The sequence below is a fragment of the Microtetraspora sp. AC03309 genome (genome assembly GCF_020826795.1).
Taxonomy (GTDB): domain Bacteria; phylum Actinomycetota; class Actinomycetes; order Streptosporangiales; family Streptosporangiaceae; genus Microtetraspora; species Microtetraspora glauca.
Genome location: NZ_JADDIL010000360.1, coordinates 1 through 612, shown reverse-complemented (window position 1 = coordinate 612; position 612 = coordinate 1). Strand labels below are relative to the sequence as shown.

Below are 612 nucleotides of genomic sequence, written 5' to 3'. Positions count from 1 at the left end.
ACCTCGGCGACCGGCTTCACGCCGCGCATCTCCCTCGCGGGCAGCGTCCCGGCGGCCGCGCGGAGCGCGTACGCCGCCTCGGCCACCGACACCAGATCCGGGCCAGTGTCGTCCAAGTAGTAGCTGCGCAGCTTGATCGGGTCGGCGCCGTCCGCGTCCAGGATGCCGACGCCGCGATGCGTGCGCGGGATGTCCGAGGCGTCGTACCCGGCGCCGGCCGCACCCGCGCCGAGCACCGCGTTGGAGGCGATCACGTCTGGGCAGCGCATCGCCCACCGCAGCGAACAGACTCCTTTCAGCTCCGGTGGGATGCCCTCCTTGGTCATCCGCTGTGTGGCGAGCACGAGCAGGATCCCGGCGGCCGGGCCGCGGCTCGCGATGTCCACCATCGCCGCGACGATCTCCGCCCCCTGCGGGGAGGCCACGTAGTACCGGGTCTCGTCCACGATGGTCAGTTCGACGTCGACGCCGAACTGACGGCATAGCTCGGGGGTGAGCCTGCTCGCCCCGCCCGCCTCATCGAGCATGTCGAACACCCGCTCCATGCGGTCCTGCATGCTGCGCAGGTGGTCAAGCAGCCCGGCGGCGTTGCGCTTCTCGGCGGTCTCGGCG

At 71.7% G+C, this 612-nt stretch carries 1 protein-coding gene; it reads right to left on the bottom strand.

The genetic code is table 11. The features are described from left to right. Positions 1-612 (bottom strand): hypothetical protein (locus IMZ11_RS43340; protein WP_228649489.1); only part of this gene is annotated, 612 nt, incomplete at both ends.